20 protein-coding genes are annotated in these 19010 nt (G+C 70.2%); 10 read left to right on the top strand and 10 right to left on the bottom strand.

The annotated features are described in order from the left end of the window. Positions 1 to 69: 69 nt before the first annotated feature. Positions 70 to 948 (bottom strand): helix-turn-helix transcriptional regulator, encoded by an 879-nt coding sequence (locus EAD98_RS30020; protein WP_121657313.1) that lies wholly within the window; start codon positions 946 to 948, stop codon positions 70 to 72. A 190-nt stretch (positions 949 to 1138) separates the two neighbouring features. On the opposite strand from EAD98_RS30020, the gene EAD98_RS30015 reads away from it, so the two are divergent. From EAD98_RS30015 to EAD98_RS30005, 3 genes are all read left to right on the top strand, one after another. Continuing rightward, entirely contained in the window at positions 1139 to 2176 is a 1038-nt protein-coding gene (locus tag EAD98_RS30015) for an alcohol dehydrogenase catalytic domain-containing protein (protein WP_121657312.1), read from the top strand. Between the two features lie 299 nt (positions 2177 to 2475). Beyond that, on the top strand, positions 2476 to 3360 hold the full coding sequence (locus tag EAD98_RS30010) for an aldo/keto reductase (RefSeq protein ID WP_121657311.1): 885 nt from the start codon (positions 2476 to 2478) through the stop codon (positions 3358 to 3360). A 79-nt stretch (positions 3361 to 3439) separates the two neighbouring features. Continuing rightward, the gene (locus EAD98_RS30005) at positions 3440 to 4423 is read left to right on the top strand and encodes an aldo/keto reductase (RefSeq protein ID WP_121657310.1); all 984 of its coding nucleotides are present in this window, start codon (positions 3440 to 3442) and stop codon (positions 4421 to 4423) included. Positions 4424 to 4558: 135 nt separating this feature from the next. On the opposite strand, the gene EAD98_RS30000 is transcribed toward EAD98_RS30005, so the two are convergent. The 7 genes from EAD98_RS30000 to EAD98_RS29970 all read right to left on the bottom strand — a co-directional run bounded on the left by EAD98_RS30000 (position 4559) and on the right by EAD98_RS29970 (position 9445). Continuing rightward, a complete protein-coding gene (locus EAD98_RS30000; RefSeq protein ID WP_121657309.1) occupies positions 4559 to 5137 on the bottom strand; it encodes a dihydrofolate reductase family protein in 579 nt (192 codons plus the stop codon). After that, positions 5134 to 6333 carry an RNA polymerase sigma factor gene (locus tag EAD98_RS29995; protein WP_121657308.1) on the bottom strand — a complete coding sequence of 400 codons (1200 nt, stop codon included), beginning with the start codon at positions 6331 to 6333 and terminating at the stop codon, positions 5134 to 5136. The genes EAD98_RS30000 and EAD98_RS29995 overlap by 4 nt, the downstream gene beginning before the upstream one ends. 20 nt (positions 6334 to 6353) lie before the next feature. Beyond that, positions 6354 to 6707 carry a YciI family protein gene (locus tag EAD98_RS29990; protein WP_121657307.1) on the bottom strand — a complete coding sequence of 118 codons (354 nt, stop codon included), beginning with the start codon at positions 6705 to 6707 and terminating at the stop codon, positions 6354 to 6356. A gap of 38 nt (positions 6708 to 6745) precedes the next feature. Next, positions 6746 to 7159, bottom strand: a complete 414-nt coding sequence (locus EAD98_RS29985) for a DUF6069 family protein (protein ID WP_121657306.1) — start codon at positions 7157 to 7159, stop codon at positions 6746 to 6748. Between the two features lie 265 nt (positions 7160 to 7424). Continuing rightward, positions 7425 to 7922, bottom strand: coding sequence for a hypothetical protein (locus tag EAD98_RS29980; protein WP_121657305.1), 498 nt, complete (start codon positions 7920 to 7922; stop codon positions 7425 to 7427). After that, positions 7919 to 8581, bottom strand: a complete 663-nt coding sequence (locus tag EAD98_RS29975) for an SDR family oxidoreductase (RefSeq protein WP_233578240.1) — start codon at positions 8579 to 8581, stop codon at positions 7919 to 7921. Before EAD98_RS29975 ends, EAD98_RS29980 begins: the two co-directional genes overlap by 4 nt. Positions 8582 to 8833: 252 nt before the next feature. Then, positions 8834 to 9445 (bottom strand): copper resistance CopC family protein, encoded by a 612-nt coding sequence (locus EAD98_RS29970; RefSeq protein ID WP_121657303.1) that lies wholly within the window; start codon positions 9443 to 9445, stop codon positions 8834 to 8836. 176 nt (positions 9446 to 9621) lie between these two features. On the opposite strand from EAD98_RS29970, the gene EAD98_RS29965 reads away from it, so the two are divergent. The 7 genes from EAD98_RS29965 to EAD98_RS29935 all read left to right on the top strand — a co-directional run bounded on the left by EAD98_RS29965 (position 9622) and on the right by EAD98_RS29935 (position 15418). Beyond that, positions 9622 to 10056, top strand: coding sequence for a hypothetical protein (locus EAD98_RS29965; RefSeq protein WP_121657302.1), 435 nt, complete (start codon positions 9622 to 9624; stop codon positions 10054 to 10056). A gap of 29 nt (positions 10057 to 10085) precedes the next feature. Then, positions 10086 to 10448: a sigma factor gene (locus tag EAD98_RS29960; protein WP_121657301.1), complete on the top strand. Its 363-nt coding sequence runs from the start codon at positions 10086 to 10088 to the stop codon at positions 10446 to 10448. Positions 10449 to 10465: 17 nt separating this feature from the next. Beyond that, positions 10466 to 11437: an RNA polymerase sigma-70 factor gene (locus EAD98_RS29955; RefSeq protein ID WP_233584033.1), complete on the top strand. Its 972-nt coding sequence runs from the start codon at positions 10466 to 10468 to the stop codon at positions 11435 to 11437. Positions 11438 to 11574: 137 nt separating this feature from the next. Beyond that, on the top strand, positions 11575 to 12972 hold the full coding sequence (locus tag EAD98_RS29950) for a PLP-dependent aminotransferase family protein (protein ID WP_121657299.1): 1398 nt from the start codon (positions 11575 to 11577) through the stop codon (positions 12970 to 12972). 41 nt (positions 12973 to 13013) lie between these two features. After that, positions 13014 to 13418 carry a cupin domain-containing protein gene (locus EAD98_RS29945; RefSeq protein WP_121657298.1) on the top strand — a complete coding sequence of 135 codons (405 nt, stop codon included), beginning with the start codon at positions 13014 to 13016 and terminating at the stop codon, positions 13416 to 13418. A 15-nt stretch (positions 13419 to 13433) separates the two neighbouring features. Further along, positions 13434 to 14249 carry an NAD(P)-dependent oxidoreductase gene (locus tag EAD98_RS29940; RefSeq protein WP_121657297.1) on the top strand — a complete coding sequence of 272 codons (816 nt, stop codon included), beginning with the start codon at positions 13434 to 13436 and terminating at the stop codon, positions 14247 to 14249. Positions 14250 to 14323: 74 nt separating this feature from the next. Next, positions 14324 to 15418, top strand: coding sequence for a hydroxyneurosporene dehydrogenase (locus tag EAD98_RS29935; protein ID WP_121657296.1), 1095 nt, complete (start codon positions 14324 to 14326; stop codon positions 15416 to 15418). A gap of 7 nt (positions 15419 to 15425) precedes the next feature. Here EAD98_RS29935 and EAD98_RS29930 read toward each other — a convergent pair whose 3' ends face one another. Both EAD98_RS29930 and EAD98_RS31105 read right to left on the bottom strand, forming a co-directional pair. After that, positions 15426 to 18155, bottom strand: a complete 2730-nt coding sequence (locus EAD98_RS29930; protein ID WP_158609856.1) for a M48 family metalloprotease — start codon at positions 18153 to 18155, stop codon at positions 15426 to 15428. Beyond that, positions 18148 to 18687 (bottom strand): hypothetical protein, encoded by a 540-nt coding sequence (locus EAD98_RS31105; RefSeq protein WP_158609855.1) that lies wholly within the window; start codon positions 18685 to 18687, stop codon positions 18148 to 18150. Before EAD98_RS31105 ends, EAD98_RS29930 begins: the two co-directional genes overlap by 8 nt. Positions 18688 to 19010: the final 323 nt, after the last annotated feature.

Raw genomic sequence — 19010 nt, 5'->3', positions numbered from 1 at the left:
GCGAGCCGACCCTCGATCAAGAAGTTCGCCGAACCGGCCTTCGGGGCATGGCTGCGCCGTATCGGCTGCTCATTCGCTGGCCCGGGTCGCGACGCCCTCCTGCGTGGCGGCCCAGGTGGCGAGCAGCTCCAGGCCGTCACCGGAGCCGGTGCCGGGCTCGGCGGAGTACGTCAGGACCGTCAGAGCCTCGTCGCCGGGCAACTCAAGCGCTTCGAAGGCCAGGTCCAGTTCGCCGATGACGGGGTGGCGGAAACTCTTTGTGCCGTGCCGGTGCACGTAGACGTCCTGGGCGGCCCACCAGGCGCGAAAGGGCTCGCTGCGCATGGACAGCTCACCGATCAGGTTCATCAGCTGCTGGTCGTCCGGGTGCTGCGCGGCGGCAATGCGCAGCGCGGCGACGGCGGGGCGGGCCACCTGCGCCCAGTCCGGGTAGAACGCCTGAGCGTGCGGGTCCAGGAAGGTGAACCGCATCGAATTCACCGGCAGCGCCGCGTTGGCGGCGAACATGGGCGCGTAGAGGGCCATGCCCAGCGGGTTCGCAGCCAGGATGTCGAAGCGGTGGTTGCGCAGGAACGCAGGCACACCGGTCATCGAGTGCAGCACTCGGCGGATCGCCGGCCGGATCTCGGGGGCCTTGTCGCGGCGGGCGCGGGTGCGGACCGGCTGGGGGCCGGCGGCGCGGGCGAGGTGGTGCAGGTGCGCGGTTTCGGTGTCGTCGAGCTGCAGCGCGCGAGCGATGGCGTCCAGGACACTGTCGGATGCGCCGGCGAGGTTGCCACGCTCCAGGCGGGTGTAGTACTCGACGCTGACGCCGGCCAGCGCGGCGATCTCGCCGCGGCGCAGCCCGGCGACTCGGCGGTTGCCGTACGCGGGGATGCCGGCCTGTTCCGGGCTGATCTTGGCCCGGCGGGAGGTAAGAAACGCTCGGACCTCGCTGCGGTTGTCCATGTTCCCCAGGCTAGGCATCACCTCCGGCATGAGGGGGTCCCTGGCGGTACCCCTCTCAGCGGTGTCTCCCTTACCGCCCTGGCTGGGAGTTTTCTCGGAGCATGTCCCGCTCCACCACGCGCGCCCACCCCTCTTGAGCGCCACGACGAGGGCATCCTGCTACCGCATCACGACGAAAGGACACACCGCCATGCGTGCCACCCTCTACGGCGGGCCCGGCGACGTCACCGTCGGCGAGCGCCCCGACCCGCGCCTCGAAAACGCCACCGACGCGGTCGTAGGCGTCACGCTGGGCTGCGTGTGCGGCTCCGACCTGTGGTATTACCGCGGGGTCAACCCGCACGCGCCAGGCCCGATCGGCCACGAGTTCATCGGCGTCATCGAACAGGTCGGCGCCGAGGTCACCACCCTGCAGACCGGCGATCTGGTCGTGGCGCCGTTCACCTTCTGCGACGGGACCTGCGCCACCTGCGTCGCCGGCTGGACCGGCAACTGCCTCAACGGCGGCTCGTTCGGCAACCACGGGGTCGACGGCGGCCAGGGCGAGTACGTCCGCGTCCCGTACGCGGACGCCACGCTGGTCAAGGTGCCCGGCAGCGGCCACTCCGACGCGGTCATGAAGTCCTTGGTGGCCTTGTCGGACGTGATGTGTACCGGGCATCACGCCGCGTTCAGCGCTGGCGTCAAGGCCGGTGACACCGTGGCCGTCGTCGGCGACGGCGCCGTCGGCTTGTGCGCGGTCATTGCCGCCAAGCGCCTCGGTGCCGAGCGGATCATCGCGTTGAGCCGCAACCCGGTCCGGCAGGCCCTCGCGCGGACGATCGGCGCTAGCGACATTGTCGCCGAGCGCGGCGACGACGCCACCGAGAGGATCATGGCGATGACCGGTGGTCTCGGCGTCGACGCCGCGCTGGAGTGCGTCGGCACCGGCCAGTCCATGGCCACCGCGTTCGGCATCGCCCGCGTCGGGTCGATCGTCGGCGCGGTCGGGGTGCCGCACGACTCCGCCGTGCCGCTGCAGACGGTCATCTTCCGCAACGTCGGCCTGCGTGGTGGGGTCGCCCCTGCCCGCCGTTACATTCCCGAGCTGCTCGAGGATGTCTTGGATGGCAGCATCAACCCGGGCCTGGTTTTCGACCATGAAACCAATCTCGACGGCATCCGCGATGCCTACGCCGCGATGCTCGACCGCCGCGCGACCAAGTCGCTCGTCCGTATCAGCGCCTGAAGTTCTAAACCTCGGTTGGGGGATCCTGCCAGTACTCGTTTGAGCAGGGGCTCCCCGGAAACCTGACTGCGGTGTGTGCTTGATGAAAGCAGGACCGGCACGGCCTAGGTCAGAGGGGATGCGGTGGCACACGAGATGACGACGCACTGGTCGGGCGATGAGCTGGCGAGGGATCAGTCGCGCCGAGAAGCTGGAGATCACGACGTTGCGGGGCCCGCGATCGTGGGCTCCGTCGTAGGGGAGAAGACACGCGAGGTCAGAATCCGCCGACTTCCCCCCAGTTGAAAGGAAGCGCTTCCATGCCAACCCCGCACCTGACGCTGAACAACGGCGTCCAGATCCCCGCCGTCGGACTCGGTGTATTCCAAACGCCTCCGCAGGAAACCCGCTCCGCAGTCGAAGCAGCGCTCGCCACGGGATACCGGCACATCGACACTGCGGCCGCCTACGGCAACGAGCGTGAGGTCGGCGAGGCGATTGCCACGTCGGGCGTCGACCGTTCCGAGGTTTTCATCGAGACCAAGATCTGGATCAGCGACTACGGGTACGACCAGACGCTGCACGGCTTCGAGAAGAGCGCCGCCAAGCTCGGCGTCGAGCAGATCGACCTGCTAATCCTGCACCAGGCGTTGCCGTCGGAGTTCGACCGGACGCTGGATGCGTACCGGGCTCTGGAGAAGCTGCTGACCGACGGCCAGGTCCGCGCCATCGGGGTCAGCAACTTCATGGTCGACCACCTCACCACGCTGCTCGACAGGGCGACCGTCGTGCCTGCGGTGAACCAGATCGAGGTGCATCCCTACTTCGCCCAGCGTGAGGTGCAGACCTTCGGCGCGCAGCACGGCATTCTTTCGCAGGCGTGGTCGCCGATCGGTGGTATCACGTTCTATCGAGACGGCGAGCACACCAGCACCTTGCAGGATCCGGTGATCGGTGAGATCTCGACGGCGCACGGCAAGACCCCGGCGCAGGTGATGCTGCGCTGGCACGTGCAGCAGGGTCGTTCGGCGATTCCGAAGTCCACGAAGCCGGCGCGGATCGCGGAGAACTTCGATGTGTTCGACTTCGAGCTCACCGCCGAGCAGCTCGCCACGATCGACGCCCTGGACACCGGCAAGCGCGGTGGTCCCGAGCCCGCCGACATCACCCTGGCCACCTTCGGCATGCCGATCCCCGAAGCCTGATCCACCCCGAGCCTGCTGTCCGCAGGCGCGCGTCTCGGGACGGCGGGTATCCATTCGACCAACGACAGGGAGAACAAGCATGCGTACGGTAAAGCTGGGTGAGCTCGAGGTCGCCCGCATCGGCCTGGGTGCGATGGGAATGTCGCACGGCTACAGCGGCGCCGGCAGCGACGACGCCGAGTCCATCCGCACCATCCACCGGGCCCTCGAGCTGGGTGTCACGCTGATCGACACCGCGGAGATCTACGGCCCGTACGTCAATGAGGAGCTCGTCGGCCGCGCTTTGCAGGGCCGCCGCGACCAGGTCGTGCTGGCAACCAAGTTCGGCCTCATCTCTCACGACGGCCGCGTCCCAGGAGGCTTGGACAGCAGCCCGGACAACATCCGCACCGCCGTCGAGGGCTCGCTCAAGCGACTCGGCACCGACCACATCGACCTGTACTACCAGCACCGCGTCGACCCGAACACTCCGATCGAGGACACCATGGGCACCCTCGCGGCCCTGGTGCAGGAAGGCAAGATCCGCTACGTCGGCCTCTCCGAGGCCTGGATCGACACCATCCGCCGCGCTCACGCCGTACACCCGGTCACCGCCCTGCAGTCGGAGTACTCGCTGTGGACCCGTGATCAGGAACAGATCCTGCCCGTGCTGCGTGAGCTGGGCATCGGCCTGGTGGCGTACTCCCCGCTCGGACGCGGTTTCCTCACGGGCGCCCTGCGCACCCCGGCCGACGTCGAGCGCCTCGACGACAGCGACTTCCGCAAGAACCACCCGCGCTTCACCGGGGAGAACTTCCAGCGCAACCTGCGCATCGCTGACCAGGTGCAGACGGTCGCCGACCAGGTGGGAGCCACCTCGGCCCAGGTGGCCCTGGCCTGGCTGCTGGCCCAGGGCGACGACATCGTCCCCATCCCTGGCACCAAGCGCGTCAGTCGTGTCGAAGAGAACGCCGCCGCGGACACCGTCACGCTCACGGCCGAACAGGTTGCCGCCCTCACCGCGCTGCCCGTCGCCGAGGGCGGTCACCACACCGACGAGCAGATGCAGGTGATCGAGCGCTGAGCGGCTCGACGAGGCCGAGCCGTTCCTGCCGCAGGTGATGGCGCGGGCAGCGCGCGGAGAGGCCAGCAGCTGTTCCGGCTCGCCGCTGGGGCCGGCATCCGCAACGGGTGCATGTGTTTGGGGCACACGGACGACTCAGACATGCAGGGTGGGCCGGTAGATGAGTTCCTGGGAGCGACCGTCGAGGGTCCGACTCTCCACCAACTCCAGGTCGAAGTCGGCCGCCCCCTGGAAGATCGGCTCCGTACCGGTCTGACCGGTGATCACCGGGAAGACCGTCACCTGGACGAGGTCGACCAGACCGGCGGCCATCAGCGCCCGGTTCATCGACAGGCTGCCGTGCGATCGCAGGGGCACCTCGGACTCCTCCTTGAGCCGGGCGACGACCTCGACGGCGTCCCCACTCACCACGGTCGCGTCCGGCCAGTCGAGGGGTCCGTCGAGCGTGCTCGACACCACCGTCGCAGGGAGGCTCCTCATCCGGGTGACCCAGGCGTCACGGACCTCGGACTCCTCGGTGCTCGCGGCGAGCATCTGCGCGAACGCCCGGTACGTGTTGGCTCCGAAGACCATGCGCTGCTCCTCGCCGTACACGGCGAGGCGGTGCTTGAGCAGCTCGGGACCCTGCTTACCCCAGTAGCCGCCCCAGTTTCCGCTGCTGGTGCCGAAGCCGTCGAGGCTGGAGAAGACGTCGAAGGTGTAGGTCGCGGTCATGATGCTCTCCTCGTGCGAGTGAGTTCGGTACGACGGGTCCGCAGGAAGGCACGTTCGGTCTCGTTGGTGGCCAATGCCATGGCCTGGTCGTAGGCGGCTCCGGCCTCAGCGTCGCGTCCGAGCCGGGCCAGCAGTTCGGCCCGGGTGGCGGGCAGCCGGTGGTACCCGGGAAGTTCGACGTCCTCCAACGCGGCGAGGGCCACCGCCGGTCCGTGCACCTCGGCGACGGCGACCGCGCGGTTGAGCGCGACGATCGGGGTCGGGGCGAGCGCGAGGAGCTGGTCGTAGAGTGCCAGGACCTGGGTCCAGTCGGTGGCGGCGCCGTCGGTGTGCACCGCGCTGATCGCGGCCTGGATCTGGTACGGGCCGGGCCGGTCGCGCCGCAGACAACGGCGGACCAGGTCGTGGCCCTCGGCGATGAGCGCCCGGTTCCACAGCGACCGGTCCTGGTCGGCCAGCAGCACCAGCTCGCCCGTCGGGCCGAGCCGGGCGGGGCGGCGCGCCTCGGTCAGCAGCAGCAGGGCGAGCAGGCCGAGGACCTCCGGCTCGTCGGGCATCAACGCGGCGAGCTCGCGGGCGAGTCGGACCGCCTCGGTGCACAGGTCCGTTCTGATCAGCGGTCCGGCGGTGGACGCGTAGCCCTCGTTGAACATCAGGTAGAGCACGGTGAGCACGGGCGGCAGCCGGTCCGGCAGCTCATGTTCGGCGGGTACCCGGTAAGGGATGGCGGCGTCCCGGATCTTCTTCTTGGCGCGCACGATCCGCTGAGCGACGGTCGCCTCCTGCATCAGGTAGGCCCGGGCGATCTCCGGCACGTCGAGGCCACCGAGCAGGCGGAGCGTGAGGGCGGTGCGCGCGTCGGGAGCGAGCGCCGGGTGGCAGCAGGTGAAGATGAGTCGCAGCTGGTCGTCCTTCACCGGTCCCACCTCTCTGGGCTCGTCCTGTTGATGCAGCAGGAGGGCCTGGGCGTGCCGGGCCTCGCGGGTCGACTCGCGGCGGAGCCGGTCGATGGCCCGGTTGCGTGCCGTGGTCACGATCCAGGCGCCCGGGTTCGGCGGCGGCGTCTGCCACTTCTCCAGCGCGGTGGTGAAGGCGTCCTGGACCGCCTCCTCGGCGAGGTTGATGTCACCGAGGATGCGGGCCAGGGTGGCGACGCAGCGGCCGTACTCCGCGCGATAGATGCTCGCCAGGTCCATGTCGGGAGACCGGCTCCTGGTCAGGCCTGGGACAGGTCGTCGAATGGACGCACCTCGACCGGACCGCAGGCCGCCGCGCACCTCTCGGCCCAGGCCAGCGCCTGGTCCAGGTCCGCGCACCTGATGACCCAGAACCCGGCGATGTGCTCCTTCGTCTCGGCGAACGGCCCGTCGCTCATGGTGGTGGTGCCGTTCTCGATCCGGACGACGGTGGCGCTGTCCGGTGACGTGAGTCCCCCGCCGAAGACCCAGGCGCCCGCGGCCTGCATGTCGTCGTTGATTCGCCCGGTCTCCCTGAACATGGTCTGCATCTCCTCGTCGGACGGGTCCGGCGCGCCCTCGACGAAGTGGACGGACAGCAGGTACTGCTTCATGACGATCCTCCGGTGGTCGATGGTGGGATGACGACAGGTCAGGCGGCCAGGCGACGCGCGACAGCGGGGATCACGATCGCGGCCGCGACCAGGTGGGTGAGCATCAGCAGCGCCTTGGTGGCCGTCCCGGCGTCGGCGATCACGTCCGGCACGAGCGACAGGACCGTCAGCACGACCGTCGTGCGGACGAACGTGCGCCGCGGGCGCCGAGCGAAACGGGACAGCAGCGCGGCGATGACCACGCCGATCAGCGAAAAGGCCACGGTCAGCACACCGAACCCCGCCACCGGGATCGGTGCGCCGTCCAGGTCGAGGCTGATCCCTGCGGCGTGGCCTACTGCGGCGACGGCCATGGTGGCGGCGCTCGCGGCAACCGCGGCGATGACACCGGTTCCGATCAGCGCAGCGAAGGTCGACGTGGTGGCGCGGGTCGTGTTCGCGGTGGTGGTCATCGTGCCCTCCAGCGGGTGCGTGGCCCGTCTCGGATGCCGGGCTCTCACCAGGGCTACGAACGGGACCCACGCCAATCGACAAGCACACCCGGATCTTTTCGAAGACTTTCGACTCCGGCGCACGTCGAGGCAGTCCCGGGCATCGCGGATGATGCCCGACGATACGCGCGCGCCTCTCTCGGCTTCGATGAGCCGCGCGGCACGACCCGACTTCACCACGGTGCCGGCTGCGCCGCGCCCTCCAGTCAGCCCTGCTACGAGTCGCTCATCCGCTGGCGGCGCTGCCCTGGGACCGGCGATGTCTGGCGTCTCGGATGAGCGTCAGGGCGATGACGAGAAGGCCGAGCAGGGCGACGACGGCGTTGGCGGTCGTGAGGAAGACCGCCTCGCCAGCGGTGGCGTCGTCGAGGTGGGTCAGGTGGAAGAAGAAGTGGGGTATGGCGAAGGTGGAGAATGCCGCCGCCGCGGGGATGGTGAACGCGGCTCGAGGTGCGACGAGCGCTATGCCGAGGACGACGGCCAGGCCGAGGGTGGCTCCGCCGAAGTCTCGCGCGTAGTGCTCGCTGAGCGGCGGGGTGAGGGTGACGGTCGGGAAGTTGTCGTAGAAGCTTTCGGGGAAGACCTGGTTCCAGAACCCGACAACGAGTTCGTCGAGGAAGAGTACGGCCAGGGCGATCCGGATGAGCGCGGTCAGCGCGGAGCCCCGTCCGTCTGTTGACGCGACCTGCGGTGCGGCGGGGACGGGTGACTGGCCTTCGCTCACCGGGTCCGCCCGATGGTTCTTTGCGCTGCCGGGCTGGCCAGCCACTGGTCGAAGGTCTGTCTGCCTCGGGGGCCGGGGCCGGTGGGCAGCAGGCCGTCTCCGGCCATGGCTCGACCGGTCGCTCCCGGGAGCCGGACGGGCAGGACGACGCGGTGACTTCCGCGGGCGCGTAGCAGACGGCGGGCCATGTCCGGCATGTGCAGCTGTTGTGGGCCGGCGATGTCCGGCGCCCGGCCGGCCGGGTCTGCCAGGGCGAGGTCGACGAGACAGTGAGCGACCTCGTGGGCCGCGATCGGCTGGCTGAGCATCTGGGGTACCACTGCGATCGGGCCGGGGACGGAGGCGAGCATCTGCGCGGCCAACTCGTGGAATTGCGTCGAGCGGAGCACTGTGGCGGGTACCGCACCGTCCAGGACGAGCTTCTCCTGGCGTCGTTTGCCCGCGTAGTAACCCCAATTCACCCGGTCGACGCCGACAACCGACAGCGCGACGTGGTGCCGCACGCCGACGCGCTGGCCTGCCGTGAGCAGGTTACCTGTCGCCGTGCCAAAGAAGTTTTCCGATTTCTTCCGGTTGGTCGTCGACACGTTGCTGACGTCGATCACGACCGGTACGCCGGTCAGCGCCTCGTCCAGCCCGGAACCGCGGATCAGGTCCACGCCTGTGGAGCGGGCGAGGATGAGCGGCTCGTGGCCGGCAGCCCGTACGGCGTCGACGACGAGACGTCCGACCCAGCCGGTCCCGCCAGCTACCGCGATACGCACTGAGCCACCTCCCGATTCGCCGTAACGCCGCAGAGGTGCGTCGCCCGGACCGGGCGCCGGGGTGAAAGAGAAATCAACCGCTGTGATGTCACTGATGGTTCTACCTCTCCAAGGCTTCTCACCGAGGTTCAAACTAGGCAACTCGCACTAAAGCGTGGATTTCTCACCTGCGGCCGCGCGTCTGGTGCCGGCGTAGACACCACGCGAGAGCGTCATGATCGCGAGGAGGAGAGCGAGTACGACGACGCCTGCGGCGGCGTAGAACGCGACGACCCCGTCGTGCGTGAGCCGGGCACGCAACGGATTCGCTGCGGCGGCCGCCGCGGTGTCCGCTCCCACAGTGAACTCCGCCGTGCCGGTTACCGGGTGTCCGTCGGTGAAGGTTGCTCGCCAGCTGATCTCGTACCCGCCGTCAGGCATTCCCGCTTTCACCTGATGAATCAGCCTCGCTCCGTGGACAGCTGGCCGACCGTGGGACCAATTCGTTCCCGTGTGGTCAACGATCGTGATGCTGCTGTCAGACGTGATGTCGGCGGCGAACGCCACCTCGACCCGTTCCGGAGCGGTCACGAGCGCGGCGCCGTCGGCCGGCGTGATCGAATACCTCGCGCCGTGGGCGAACGCGGGAGCGGGCGTGACCGTCGGCGAGAGACCGGCAGCAAGCACGACCGTGACGATCAATCCGACGGTACGACGAGTGCGAGGCGCTCGACCGGTGGCTGATTTGCCGGTCGCGGGCGCCGCGACGCTTCTCTTCATGGCGTGCTCCCCTCCGCCGCGAGCGACCGCGGCATCTGGGAAGTGGACCGAGTGGCCCCCCGATTCGTGACAGCAGAGCTAGCCGCTGGGCCAGCTGTCACGAATCGGAGGCCCGCTCGGTCCGTACTGGTGACGCTGGCTCACCACCCGCAGGACGGCGCAAGGAGCAATGAGTCATGACCATCACCATCCGCATCGCACTGGCGATCCTGTTTGTCGACAATTTCGTGGTCGGGGCCTGGAACGCGATCTGGCCGGCCGGCTTCTACGCGTACTTCCCGACAGTGGACCTCACGCCGCCGTTCAGCGAGCACTACGCGCGGGACTTCGGCACGGCATCACTGGCGATCGCCCTGGTACTGGGCATCGCGGCGATCAAACCCAAGGCCCATTTCGTCATCCCCGCCGCGGGCGCCTATTCGGTCTTCGCGGTGCCACATTTCTTCTACCACCTCACGAACATGGAGGGGGCGACCGTAGGTGAGGCGATCCTCCTCACCACCGGAAACGCGGCCGTGGCGCTCGTCGGCCTGGTGATCATCCTCCTGACGGTGCTGCGCGACCGTTCAGCGGCTCGGCGCGGCTTCGCCTCGGCTCGGGCCGCCCACTGAACCTTCCGCGTCAACCACTGGGAGAACCGATGGTTCCCGAACCCCGCCGGCCACGTCGGTCGAACGCGTTACCCAGCGCGTTCTGCGTCGTCGTCGCCGAACGACGCCACCTCAAGAACCTCGCATATCACCTGCTCGGTTCGGTCGACGTCGCCGAGCACGCGGTGCAGGAGGCGTACACCGGCTGGTACACGATGCCGGACGACCAACAGGATGGCATCGACAGCCCCTTCACCTGGCTCGTCGGCACGCTCGTGCGGATCTGTATCGGTCTGCTCGAATCGTCGCCGCCCCGAGCCGGTGTCCAGACCGCCGATCGAGCGGGTCGCCTCCATGGTGCGGACCGTCCGCCTCAGCGGTGGGGTGCCTGGCGCGACGCGCCGATGCTGTAGTACGGCCGCGCACGGGTATGCGTTGGTGCCCGGACAGCAGCGATATCGGCGGTGGTTCGAGCTCACCTGCATGGTCAGGGACAGAAGCGACGAGGCGGGCGGTCATGGTGGGGCGAGGGGAAGACGGGACACTGATCGGCGCGTTGGGGGTGTTCGGCGGGGTCCGTCCGCGGCTGTTCGGCATCGCCTACCGGATGCTCGGAAGTGTCGCCGAGGCGGAGGACGTCGTGCAGGAAGCCTGGCTCCGGTGGCAGCAGACCGATCGCAGCCAGGTACGGGACCCGATCGGGTTCCTGGTCACGACGACTTCTCGGCTCGCTCTGAACGCCGCGACATCGGCTCGCGCCCGACGTGAGCTGTATCCCGGACCGTGGCTACCCGAGCCCGTCGACACCACCGCCGACCCGACACTGCAGGCCGAACGCAACGAGTCACTCGAACTCGCCGTGCTGCTTCTGTTGGAACGGCTCACCCCGGCCGAGCGGGCGGTGTACGTGCTGCGCGAGGCGTTCGACTACCCCTTCCGGCGGATCGGCGAGATTCTCGACGTCAGTGAGGCGTACGCGCGGCAGCTCGGCCGACGCGCCCGGACGCACCTGGCCCAGCAGCGGCGCGATCGGGTCGCCCACGCCGACCACGACCGCCTGCTGCGTGCCTTTCTCGCCGCTGCCCGGTCCGGTGAGCTGACCCGGCTCGAGGAGCTGCTCGCCGAAACAGCCACGTCCTACGCCGACGGCGGCGGCATCGTTCGAGCCGCCCAGGTACCCATCGTCGGACGTGACAACGTCGCGCGTTACATCCTGGGACTGATGCGCAAGTTCGGCCACGACCTCGCACTGGAGATCGTCGAATCGAACGGCCAGGCCGCGATCCTCGTCTCGCGGCCCGGTACAACGGTCGCGTTGGTCACCATCGAGGCCTCCCCCGCCGGAATCGAACGAGTGCTGGTCATCCTCAACCCACAGAAACTGGCCCTGTTCCAGCGGTAACCTTCGTCACCGGTGACACAGCGACGGGCAGCCCCGTCCGGCTGGCACCGCCGCGATGCGGCCGGGTCGACGGAGTCTGGCACGTGAGTTGTCGCCGAACCTGCCGGCGCTGCTCGCACGGAGGAGATCGTTGCTGAGTGGCGAAGTCGCTTGACCTGCATCTGGAGTTCGATCGGGGTGCGGGTTTCCCGGGTCGCTCGCTGGAGAGCGCGTTACGGGAGAGCATTCGGACCGGCCGGCTGCGGGCCGGATCGCGTCTACCCGGGAGCCGGAGCCTGGCCACCGACCTGGGTTTGGCCCGGGGCACGGTGGTGCAGGCGTACGCGCAGTTGGTGGCGGAAGGGTGGCTGGTGGCGGCACCCGGCTCGGGCACCCGGGTCGCGGACGTGCTCCATGATCCGCCCGGCCCACGTAGGCAACCGCGGCCGTCGATCGCGGCCGGGCCGGTGATCGAGTGGCGGCCGGGGATTCCCGATCTCGGTTCGTTCCCCCGAACGGCCTGGGCCGACAGTGTCCGCCGGGCGCTGGCAACCGCTTCGCGCGGCACGCTGGACTACTCCGAGCCGGCAGGGCTGCCCGCGTTGCGGGCGGCGGTGGCCGACTATCTCGCGCGTACTCGTGGAGTGCTCTGCGACCCGGACGCGGTGGTGATCACGGCAGGCTTCACCCAGAGCCTCTCCCTGCTGGCGCGGACGCTGCACCGGCGCGGCGTACGCGCCATCGCCACCGAGAACCCCGGATTGGCCCATCACCGCATGGTGCTGCGGGCCGCGGGCCTGACGGTCACGCCACTCACCGTCGGCGCGGGCGGGGCCGACCCGGACAACGCGGCGGGTCAGGCCGCGCTGCTCACTCCGGCGCACCAGCATCCGACCGGAGTGGTACTCACCCCACGGCAACGCTACCGAGTCATCGCCTGGGCACGGGAGCACGACGCATTCCTGATCGAGGACGACTACGACGGCGAGTTCCGCTACGACCAGCGGCCGGTGGGCGCGATGCAGGCGCTGGCGCCAGAGCGGATCGTGTACGCCGGCAGCACGAGCAAATCGCTGGCGCCGGGCGTCCGCCTGGGCTGGTTCGTCGCACCCGAGCCACTGCGTCGCGAACTGACGACGACGATCGTGGAGGCCGGCGCCGCAGTCTCCGCGATCGACCAGCTCGCCATGGCCGACCTGCTCACGCACGGCGACTACGACCGGCACATCCGCCGCATGCGTCTGACCTACCGGCGCCGCCGGATCGAGCTGGCTGGCCGCCTGGCCGAGGTGACCACCACTTCGCTGGAGGGCATCGCGGCCGGCATGCATGCGCTGCTGCCGCTGGCCTCGGTCGCGGAGGAACGCTGGCTGATCCAGGCCGGACGCCGCCAGGGACTGCACCTGATCGGCCTGCACAGCAACGGCTACTGGCACGATCCGGCGGATGAGCGGCAGGCGGCGGCCCTGGTCATCGGGTACGCGGCGCCACCGGCTCACGCCTGGCAGGCGGCACTGTCCGAACTCTGCCAACTGGTCCATGAGACCGGTCGCTAACTGGTCCATTCTGCTGGTCCAGTCGGGGATACGTTCGACTCATGCAGACCATGAAGATCGGAAACAACGAGGTCGTGCTGCTGGGCACGGCCATGCCGCCGGAGCTACCGGAGGGCTCGCATGTGATGACCGCGACGATCGAACTACCACCGGGCGACCCCGGCACGCCGCCGCACCGGCACTCCGGCCCGGTATTCGGCTACATGCTCGACGGCGAGATGATCTTCGAGCTGGAGGGCGAGCCGGAACGGGTGATCAGGGCCGGTGAGGCGTTCTGGGAGCCTGGCGGCGACGTCATCCACTACCGATCCGCCAACAACCTGCCCGATCAGGTGAGCACATTCCTGGTCGTCATGGTGTGCGCGCCCGGCCAGGAAATGCTGGTGCTGGTCAGCCCTGAGGAGCTCGAACAGCGCAAGGACCGCCGCTCACCCCGGCCGAACTGACGGAGAAGCACACTCATGCGTATCGTTCTCGCCGGTTCGACCGGCACCATCGGCCGCCGGCTCGAGCCGCTCCTGGCCGCCCAGGGGCATGAGGTCATCGGGCTGGCCCGTAACGGCCCGCTGGCCGTCGACGTGCTCGACCGGGACGCGGTGGCGGCCGCCGTCCGCGACACCCGGCCCGACGTGGTGATGCACCAGCTGACCAGCCTGAGCACCGGCGACCTCGCCGCCAACTCGCGGCTGCGTCGGGTCGGGACCCGCAACCTGGTCGACGCGGCGCTCGCCGCCGGAGTACGGCGGATCGTGGCACAGAGCATCGCCTGGGCGTACGAACCGGGCGCCGAGCCCGCGACCGAGAAGACCCCGCTCGACCTCGGCGCCGCAGAGCCGCGCCAGACCAGTGTGGCCGGTGTCGCCGCGCTCGAATCCGCCGTCCAGGAGGCGCCCGAGTGGGTCGTGCTGCGGTACGGCACCGTTTACGGCCCGGACACCTGGTACGCCCGCGACGGCCTGATGGCCCAGTTCGCCGCCGCCGGCAAGGTCCCCGCCGACGCGGACGTGAGTAGCCTGCTGCATATCGACGACGCCGTCGCCGCCGCGGTCGCGGCCTTGGAGTGGCCCGCCGGCGCGGTCAACGTCTGCGACGACGAGCCCGCCGCGGCCGCGGAGTGGGTGCCCGCGTTCTGCGCGGCGGCCGGGGTCCCGGCACCCGCGGTGACAGTGGGCGAGCGGCACGGCTGGGCACGGGGCGCGAGCAACCACTACGCCCGCACGCACCTCGACTGGATCCCGACTCGTCCCTCCTGGCGAGAGGGATTCGCCACCCTGTGAGCCATCCGCCCACCGTCGGTGTCCGAGAACGGGTCACACATCTTGATCTTGCAAGGCAACGAAGAGGAAGAGTCATGCCGGAACACCTCAAACTGGCCGCGCTGAGCGACGACTACGCACGCTTCGATCTGGAGCGCGATGTCGTACGCGAATGGGAGGACGGCGCCCGCACCGACGATCGCGCCGGGTCGTACGAGTGGTGGTACTTCGACGCCCACCTCGAGGACGGCGCGAAGGTGGTCGTGGTGTTCATGAACAAGGACCTCGGCGCGGCGAGCAGCCCGCTGTCGCCGCAACTCCGCGTCAACCTGGAACTTCCCGACGGCACGATGTCCAACAACACGATCGCGATCCCCCCGGCCGAATGGTCGGCGGCGAGCGGGCGTACGGACGTAAGGATGGGCCCGGACAACCGCTTCCAGGGCGAGAACCTGCGCGAGTACCGGATCCAGGCGGTCGCCGGGAGGCTGCGGGTCGACTTCACGCTGACATCCGAGGTCCCGGCCTGGCGCCCGGCCACCGGGCACATGCTGTTCGGCGCGAAGCGCGACCTCGAGTTCAACTGGCTGCCCTCGGTCCCGCAGGGAGCCGTGCGCGGCTCGTACATGATCGACGGGGTGCGGCACGAGACGACCGGCGTCGGCTACCACGACCACAACTGGGGAAACGTCGGGCTGCAGAAAATCATCAATGACTGGTACTGGGGGCGGGGGCAGGCCGGGCCGTACACGGTCATCGCGTCGTTCATCACCAGCGCCGAGAAGTACGGCTTTGCCGAGATCCCCATCTTCATGCTGGCCCGCGACGGCCGGATCATCGGCGACGACCCGGAGAAGATGACGTTCGAACGACACCGGGTCTACACCGACGCGAAGACCGGCAAGCCGGTGGCGGGCATGGTCCGGTACACGTACGTGGACGACGACGACACGTACGTGGTGACCTTCGACCGCAAGCGCGACCTGGTCCGCAACCCGCTCACCAAGGACCTGCCCTGGCGGAAGAGGGCCGCGGCCCGGCTGGTCCGGTTCGACGGCGCCTACCTCCGCTTCGCCGGCCTGCTCACGATCGAGCATCACAAGGGCGGACGCGTGGTCGAGGAGTTCGCCGAGGACGCGATCTGGGAGCTCATGTACTTCGGGCACGCCCGAGTCACATCGGCCGCGTGAGGCTCCGTCAGGCGCCGCTTCGGACGAAGATCTCCTCGCCCCATGACCCGTCGTCGGCCTCCATCCGGATGACCAGCCGGTCACCCGCACAGCGGTACGACCCCTCCGAATCAGCCATGACCGAGCTGATGTCCAGCTCCCTGTCGCCGACCCGCAGCAGGTTCACGTCGCCTGCCGTCACGCCGTCGCGCTGCCGGTACCGGCCGGCGTGGGCAGTCCACCGGTAGGTCTGCATGCCCCGGCGGACGTTGCGCACGGTGTGGCCGTTGAGGAAGCCCTCGGCGGCGGCCCGGTCGAACAGGTCGGTCGCCGTGCCGTCGATCCGGTAGGCGCTGGCGAAGCCGGTCTCCGGACCACTGGTGAGGTCGACACTCGCGTCCTGCCGCAGCCCGGTGATCGTGCCCAGCGGCGAGTCGGCGGGGACCGGCACGTGGTAGCGCCCGGCGGCGAGACGCCACACGCCGACGAGGCAGCCATCGTGTCCGGTCACTGCCGCGGGCCCGGACGTCCGGTGCGCGGCGGCGACGGCACCGGACGCGCCGAGCAGCACCAGGACGGCGGCCCCGGATGTCAACCACCGGCGGTGGCGGGGGCGCACGACCACGGTCAGTGCCGCCGCCACCGCGGCGCCGAGCGCCGCCGCGAGGGTCGCGAACACCGGCGCGACAAGCAGGGCGTGGCTGATCGCCCGCACGGCGAGGACCTGCTCGGGAGGGCGGACGCAGCCCGGCCCCGTGGCGGTGCCGAGGCAGGGCAGCGCCGCCATGGCGGCCACCAGCACCGGCGCCAGAAGCAGACCCGCCGTGCCCGCGGCCAGCAGCGCGTGCCACACCGACAGCCGCCGATTGGCCACCGCCGCCACCGCGACAGTCATCTCGACCAGGGTGACCGGCAGCAGCGTATGGCCGTCGACGAGGCTCCGCAGCGCCGCCGGCCCGAGGCCCGGGTCCCGGGCGGCGACCGCGATGCCCACCACCACCAGGGGCAGCGCCACCGCGCCGACGACCCCCGAGACGATGCCGAGCCGCAGCGCCCGCCGGGTCGCGTGCCGGTCCGCCAGGACCGGATGCAGCGCGGCGGCCAGCGGCAACGCGAGCAGGTACGGGGCGTGGTCGGCCAGCACGCGCACGTACCAGCCGAGCGTGTCCCCCAGGGTGAGCACGGTGACGTGTTCGGGGTGACCCTCGCGTGCGGCGAGCACCCGCAGCATGCTCACCTCGGAGTCCGCCGACCACGAGTCCAGGATCAGGATCGACGCCACGAACGCGGCGATGAGCAGTGCGGTGGCCGTGGCGGCGCCGGCCCACGCCAGACGGGTACGACCCGCGTCGGTCACCGGGATCCGCCGCAGGTGCGCCCGAGCGCCGAGCGCCACCCAGCGGCCGAGCAGGACGCCTGCGGCGATCCCGAGCACGGCCCACGCCAGCTCGATCCACCAGGCCGGCCGGTCGCTGGCATACGCCGCCGACCAGGCCAGCCGGCGGCCCACGAGGAGCCCCACGGCCAGCGCCGCACCAAACAGACCGCCGCCGGCCGCCGTGCCACCACCGTGCCGCGCCCACCAGGCCGACCGCCACAGCGCGCCGGTGGTGACCAGGGCCAACGGCACACCGAGCAGCAACCCCACCAGGAATGCGCCGCCGGTGAGCGGATCAGGACCGCCGAGGGTACGGGGCAGTTGCGCCATCAGGTCCGCCAACGGCGGCGCGGCGATCCCGGCAGCCAGGCCGGCGCCCAGCGCCTCGACGGGGCGAGCGGAGACTCGACGCACCGGCCGGTCCAGTTCGTCGGCGCGTGCCCGGGCCAGCGGCTGGAACCGGAACATCGCCGCGAGGCGGGGCCAGCGTCCGGCGCGGGTGGGGTTGGTCGCGAGCAGCGCCCGGATGGTCGCCGCGTCGGCCCCGGTCAACCGGGCGTCCGCGGCGAACTCCCGGGCCCGCAGCACCGACCAGGCCGAGACCTGCACCACCAGCGCGAACGTCGCCAACCGCCAGACGTCGTCGAGCAGGTGCGCGGCGGGCACGGCGCCCGCGTAGTTGACCGCGACGGGTACGAGAACCGCCAGCGGGAAGGCCCAGGCCAGCGCGATGGTCAGCCGGGTCAGGCCCACGTCCGCGTTGCGGAGGTGGGCCAGCTCGTGCAGCACGACCGCCCGGAACACGCCCGGCGCCACCCGGTGGGCGTGCACCAGCCCCAGGTCGAGCCGGACGTAGCGGACGGGGAACGCGCCGAAGGTGTTGCCGCTGACCCGTGCCGACCGCGACACCACGAACGTCGGCGCCCGACGCAGCCCCGCCTCGCGTACCAGGGCGGACAGGTCCGCGCGCAGCGCTTCGGTGCCCGGCATCCGGTCCAGGCGGCGCAGGTCGCGCAGCCGTCGTTCGCACCACGGCGCGGCCAGGTAGATCACGGCCGTCACCCCCGCCAGCACGGCCATCCCGACGAGCATCTGACGGACCGCGTCGGCGTGCAGCGTGCCGAGGCAGTGTCGCACCGCCGCTGCCGATTCTTCGTTGACCGTGCCGGTCCGCACGTCGATCGGTGCGGGCAGCCCGCGCAGTCCGTCGATGCACTCGGCCCGCTGGCGGGTGCGCGCGGCGTCGATGAGCACCGTCTGCCAACCGAAGACGCTCGTACCGACGACCGCGGTCACCGCGGCGACGAACCGGCCGAGGGCCGGTGACGGCAACGGAGGGGTCACCCCGGCCAGGGCGGGGCCGGCTGTCGGGTCACTCACCGTCGATGTTCCCGGCGTCCATCCCGAACCGGGCGACGAACGCCTCGCGCACCGCGTCGCGCAGCACCGCGACCTGGTCCTCGGTGAGCGCCCAGCGCGGGTCGCGGGCCGCGGCCGTGACCGCCTCCTCGATACGTAGCACCTGACCGGGGCGCAGCCGCACCGTCCGGGGCGGCACCTCGCCCGAGCGGCGGGTCCACCACCGCCGGCCGAGCCGGCGCAATCCCCCGCGCATCGCATCGGTGGCCTGTGCCTGGACCGCGTCGCGCAACCCGGCGAGGGCGACGCCGGTCAGCACCATCACGTACGGCAGCAGCGGCTCGACGGTCTCCGCGAAGCCCCCGCCGCCGGCCTCGCCGCCGCCCACCCGCAGAAGAGCACGCGGGTCCTCGCGCCACCGCCACGGCCGACGCTGGTACGCCGGTTGCAGGAATACCAGCAGCGGCTCCTCCTCCGGAGCCACCGCCCGGATCGCCAGCCGGGCGAGGTCCTCCTCCGCACCGCCGCTGGCGGCCTGCCTGGTCGGGCTCATGACGATCGTGTCTCCGGGCCGGTGGTCGCTGCGCGGTGCGGCGATCACGTTAGGACCCGAGCCCGAGCGGCGCGATCAGCAATCAGACAGTCACCTTCAGTGACGTCACCCGATCCGCCGGCCCTGCGGCGGACGTGGTCGAGCGGGGCGATCCCGGACGGGGTTGCCAACGAGCGCTGTACCTCAGGGGCATATTTATGGGTCTTCTGTTGGGTGTGTGGGTCGATGGTGCTCATCTTCTGGGGAGTTGGGGTCGGTGGCCGCCCAGGCTGAGCATGGCCAGGGCGATCAGGGCGTCGGGTGAGTGAAAGCCGAAGGCCATC

This window comes from Micromonospora sp. CV4, from assembly GCF_003667455.1.
In the GTDB taxonomy this organism is placed as follows: domain Bacteria; phylum Actinomycetota; class Actinomycetes; order Mycobacteriales; family Micromonosporaceae; genus Micromonospora.
Note: the sequence above shows the minus strand (reverse complement) of the source record. Positions and strands in the feature narration are given on the sequence as shown.